Source organism: Mycobacterium sp. TH-M103 (assembly GCF_057473785.1).
Window position 1 is genome coordinate 1 of sequence record NZ_JBYCLG010000194.1, and the last position, 4327, is coordinate 4327.

Consider the following 4327-nt stretch of genomic DNA (forward strand, 5'->3'; position numbering starts at 1 on the left):
CCCGTCTACGCCGACTGGTCGCCCGATCGACGCCTCGATACGTTCCTGCGGCGGCGCGGCCTGGCCCGGGTCGCCGACGACGGCGATCTGTCCGATCTGGTCCTGGACCACATCATGACCCACGTGGGCGTCGGCGCGCCGGCGCGCCGCGTCGCGAAGCCGTCGGAGAGGCCGGCCGCACCGCTTGGGGACTAACGGCACTATCGACCCGCGCCCCGCGCGACGGATAGTGATGCCGATCATTCGTGGATCGAAGATGACCGGCAATGGAACAGCTAACGCTGGCCGCGACGCTGGCCGAACGGATCCGCGACGTCCCACGCTTCCGGCAGCGGGTGCACAAGCACCCGTTCGAGCTCGCGGCGCCGGAATGGGTCGACGACAATGCGCTCACCCACACCGCCCTGGGCGCAGCACAATTCGTCACCGGCCTGCTCACCCCGGCGGCGGGATCCTCGCTGCACGGCTCGCTGGCGGGCATGCGGCGCTACAGCGCGGCCCGCGTGTCGCTCAAGGACGTCGAGACGGTGTGCCACACGTTCGGCGTGACCCTCAACGACGTGGCGCTCGCGGCGATCACCGACAGCTTTTCGCACCACGCTGCTGCGGCGCGGCAATAAGCCGAGGCGCAACTCGCTGCGCACGCTGATCCCGGTTTCGGTGCGCACTCCGGATGCGATGAACCGCACCGACATCCGGGTATCGGCGATGTTGCCCTCGTTGCCGGTCGAGCAGCAAGACCCGCTCACACGGTTGCAGCTGGCGCACACCCGGCTGGACAGGATCAAGGGCGGCGGTGAGCGCGAGGCGGCGAATGCCTTTGTGGCATTGACCGATTACGTCCCCTTCGTGGTCAGCGCGTGGATGGTTCGGCTGCTGACGCGGCTGCCGCAGTGCAGCATCGTCACGCCGGCAACAAACGTGCCGGGCCCGCGCCAGCGGCTCCAGGTGCTGGGTCACCCGGTCGAGCAGCTGCTGCCGGTGCCGCCGATCTCGATGCACCGTCATCAGCATGCTCAGCTATGTCGACGAACTGGCGTTCGGCATCACCGCCGACTACGACGCCGTCCCCGACGTCGACGAGCTCGCCAGCGGCATCGAACTCGGGGTCGCGCGCCTGGTCACCCGCGCCCTCTCGCGGAAGCCGGCGGGCACCAGGCAAAGCCACCGCGTCGCCAACCAGACAGGGGTCAGGCGCCCACACCCAGGCCGGATTCGAGTTCGGCCAGCGACCCTTCGGTCATCGGGATCAACGCCTCGACGTCGGGGACCACGTCGCGGCCGGCTGCGTAGCCGAACCCGATCCGCCCGGCGTACGAGCACGTCGTCACGTTGAGCCCCAACCCGTCGAAAACCGTCGAGACCGGGTAAATCTCCTCGACATGTGCTCCGTTCCAATACGTTTCGCACTCAGGTCCGGGAACGTGCGAGATGGGCAGGTTGAACCCGGTGCGAAGCTTCTGGGTGAGCGGCAACAGCGGCGGGACCACCGTGGCGGCGATGCTGCCCGCCGTCGTCAGCAGCGACGCGGCCGCGCCGCGCTTGGCCACCCAGCGCTTCCCCTCCGCCATCGACCGGCTGATCAACGCCAGGCGTGCCACCGGGTCCTCGACGTCGGTCCCCAGCGGACACGGCCAGAGGCCGAACCTGTTGCCGTGCCGGTCATCTGCCGCAGCACCGCCATGGTCGCGCACCGTGATCGGGCAGGCCGCCACCAGCGAGCGCCCCGGCAGTTCGCCGCGGTCACCCAGCCAGCGGCGCACTGCCCCGGCCACCAGGGCGGTCACCACGTCGTTACCCGTCACCCCCGCCGCCTGCTGGACCGCCCGGATCCGATCCCTGGGCCAGGTGGCCGCGGAGACGGCGCGCTGCGGGCCGAGGCGGCCGTTGAAGCGGGTGTAGGGCGCCCCGAAGGGTAGCACGGTGGTGTGTCCGACCAGGCTGTCGAACACGGCCGACAGTTCGCCGCCGAGCACGCCGCCGATCAGCGCGGCCCCCGACGCAGCCGCGCCGGCCAACGACCGAACCGGTGCGGTCACGCGAGGCAGCAGTCCGGGCCCCGGGCGCGGCGGGGTTTCGGGACGGCGATCCGCGTAGAAGTGCGGCATCGACCGGCGTTGCGCGTCGGCACTCAGCGCGTCGGCGATCATCTGGAGGCCGGCCACACCGTCGATCACGGCGTGATGCACCTTGATGTAGAACGCGAACCGCCCCCCGGGGAGGCCGTCGATCAGGTAGGACATCCACATCGGTCCGGACCGATCGAGGCGTTCGGCGTGCAGTTCGCCGATCAGCCGCCAGAACTCGTCGCAGCCACCGGAAACGGTGCGGCGCTGCAGATGCCGGCCCATGTCGATGACCTCGACGGCGCGCCACACCCACAGGCCACCGGTGTCCACGCCGCGGTGCGGGTATCGGCGAAGCCTCGGATCGACCGGGTGGTTCATGGCCAGACCCTCGCGATGCAGCCCGTCGACGTAGCCGGGGCCGGCTTCGGCCGGGGGCGACAGGATCAGCACGACACCTGCGTGCATCGGGTTGGACACCACCTCGGCGGTCATCATCGCCGCGGCCAGTGGATCGAGTGGAGTCATTCTTCGGGCCCGGCGGCTAGGCGGGGCGTCGGCGCCGCGTCGACGGACCGTCCAGCAGCCCCGACTGCCGCAGCGCGTCCCAGACGAACCGCTGCACCGGACGCGAACGGAAGAATCCGGTGTGACCGCCCGGGTACCAGACGATTTCGGGCTTGCCCCAGTGTTCCCACAGCCGGACCACCTGCTCGCGGGGATGCACGACCCGGTCGGCGACTCCCGCGTAGATGAACCGGCCCGGCTTGGGCACCAGCGGAGTGAGCGACAGGGGTGAGGTCATCCGGCCGATGGGGGCAGCCATCTCCATGGTGCGGCAGCGCGGATCATCCTTGCTCAAGCCGGAGTGGCGCCCCAGCACCTCGACCAGATTGGCCACAGGGACCCCCAGAATCGCGCAGGTGAGCCCCTTTTCGAGGCTGGCGGCCAGCGACGCGATGTAGCCGCCGAGCGAGAGGCTGTTCAGCCCGATCGGCGAGTCGGGCTCCTGCATCCGGATCCAGGACAAAAGCCGGCGGATGTCGGAGACCGCCTGCGCCGTCGCGTGCACGTTGTCGAGCACGTCCTCCCCTGGGAAGACCGCGCCCTTCGGCAGGCCGCGCGCCCGGGGACCGTGCATCGGAAGGACGGGCATCACGACGTTCAGGCCGAGCTCGTCGTGCAGTTTCCAGGATCGGAACAGGGCCAGATCGAGTGGGGCGCGGCCCATCTCGGTGCCGTGCACGCACACCAGCCAGGGCCGGGGTTCGGGGTGGCGCAGCAGCAGCGCGTACTCGCGGTCGTTCGCCGTGTACCCCGCCCAGCGCTGCGCACCCGGTTCGCCGGCCCGCGGTGCGTATCCGCTGTCGAAATAGAGGCGATAGAAGGATCTCCTGCGGTCCTTGACCTTTCGCACCGTGACGTCGGACAGCGGAGGTGGTTTGGCGAAGAAGCCCTTCGGCTTCTCCAACCACCCCTTGGCACCGTAGAACTCCAGCCCCGCGGCCACCTCGCCGGTGATGCGCTCGAAAACCTGCGGTTTGCTGACCGGGCGGCGGGCCCGCAGGCCCATCAGCACGATCTCGTCCCGAAACGCCTGCGCGGTCAGGGCTGGCGTGGGGCGCGCGATCGGCAGCTCGTCGGAGGCCGGACCGAAGAAGTCGCGCCACGACTGGGCCAGATACATGCCCGTGTGCGTGAGCGGTGCGACGGCGCCGGGTAGAGCCATGCGGCAAAGCTAACGGCACCTGCGGAGACCGGGTTAGGGTCTTACGTCCCGCCTGCAGCCGCGAAAGTCCCTGCCTGCCAGAGGTGGGACCGCGACGGCGACGTGCGACGAGCCACGCCTGCCAGAGGACTTTTGTCACTCGTGCCGGCCAGCCGGCGGTCGTAGCGTCGGAGCCGTCGGCAGCAAAGCTGAAGTCCGCTGCGGCAACGGCGCCGGCAGCCAGGAGTATTGGACCGTTGCGGAGTTCGACATGACACAGACCCCGGAGAAGTCCGAACCGCGCTGGGCCGAGGTTTCCGACGACGTGCTGGAATCGCTCGAGGCCGGCCGCAAGCAGGCCATCGACGCGGTCCGCAGGTTCGTGGACCAGATCAGCCCGGTGCTGCCCGAGCAGTCGCGGCGCAAGACCGTCATCGACGCCGCCCTGAACCTGGCCGAGGAGCTGGGCACCGCGCGGATCGAGTTCATCCGCAGCGTGGTGCACAGCGCCGGCGAGGCGATGAACAAGTAGCAGTCCTCCCGTTCGGCGGCC

The 4327-nt window shown here is 69.8% G+C and carries 4 protein-coding genes and 3 pseudogenes; 5 read left to right on the plus strand and 2 right to left on the minus strand.

The features are described from left to right. The 4 genes and pseudogenes from AC2VOR_RS10710 to AC2VOR_RS10725 form a co-directional block, all read left to right on the plus strand. Positions 1–195: pseudogene (locus tag AC2VOR_RS10710) on the plus strand (hypothetical protein); the annotation flags it as partial. 71 nt (positions 196–266) lie between these two features. Then, entirely contained in the window at positions 267–620 is a 354-nt protein-coding gene (locus tag AC2VOR_RS10715; RefSeq protein ID WP_369739307.1) for a wax ester/triacylglycerol synthase domain-containing protein, read from the plus strand. A gap of 88 nt (positions 621–708) precedes the next feature. Then, positions 709–936 (plus strand): annotated as a pseudogene (locus AC2VOR_RS10720) (WS/DGAT domain-containing protein); the annotation flags it as partial. A 76-nt stretch (positions 937–1012) separates the two neighbouring features. Further along, positions 1013–1057: pseudogene (locus AC2VOR_RS10725) on the plus strand (hypothetical protein); the annotation flags it as partial. A 133-nt stretch (positions 1058–1190) separates the two neighbouring features. On the opposite strand, the gene AC2VOR_RS10730 reads toward AC2VOR_RS10725, so the two are convergent. Continuing rightward, on the minus strand, positions 1191–2594 hold the full coding sequence (locus AC2VOR_RS10730; RefSeq protein ID WP_486963764.1) for a wax ester/triacylglycerol synthase family O-acyltransferase: 1404 nt from the start codon (positions 2592–2594) through the stop codon (positions 1191–1193). Between the two features lie 16 nt (positions 2595–2610). Beyond that, complete coding sequence (locus AC2VOR_RS10735) at positions 2611–3795, minus strand: alpha/beta hydrolase family protein (protein ID WP_486963765.1); 1185 nt, start codon at positions 3793–3795, stop codon at positions 2611–2613. Positions 3796–4045: 250 nt separating this feature from the next. Here AC2VOR_RS10735 and AC2VOR_RS10740 point away from each other — a divergent pair, with 250 nt between their 5' ends. Further along, on the plus strand, positions 4046–4306 hold the full coding sequence (locus tag AC2VOR_RS10740) for a hypothetical protein (RefSeq protein ID WP_369739310.1): 261 nt from the start codon (positions 4046–4048) through the stop codon (positions 4304–4306). Positions 4307–4327: the final 21 nt, after the last annotated feature.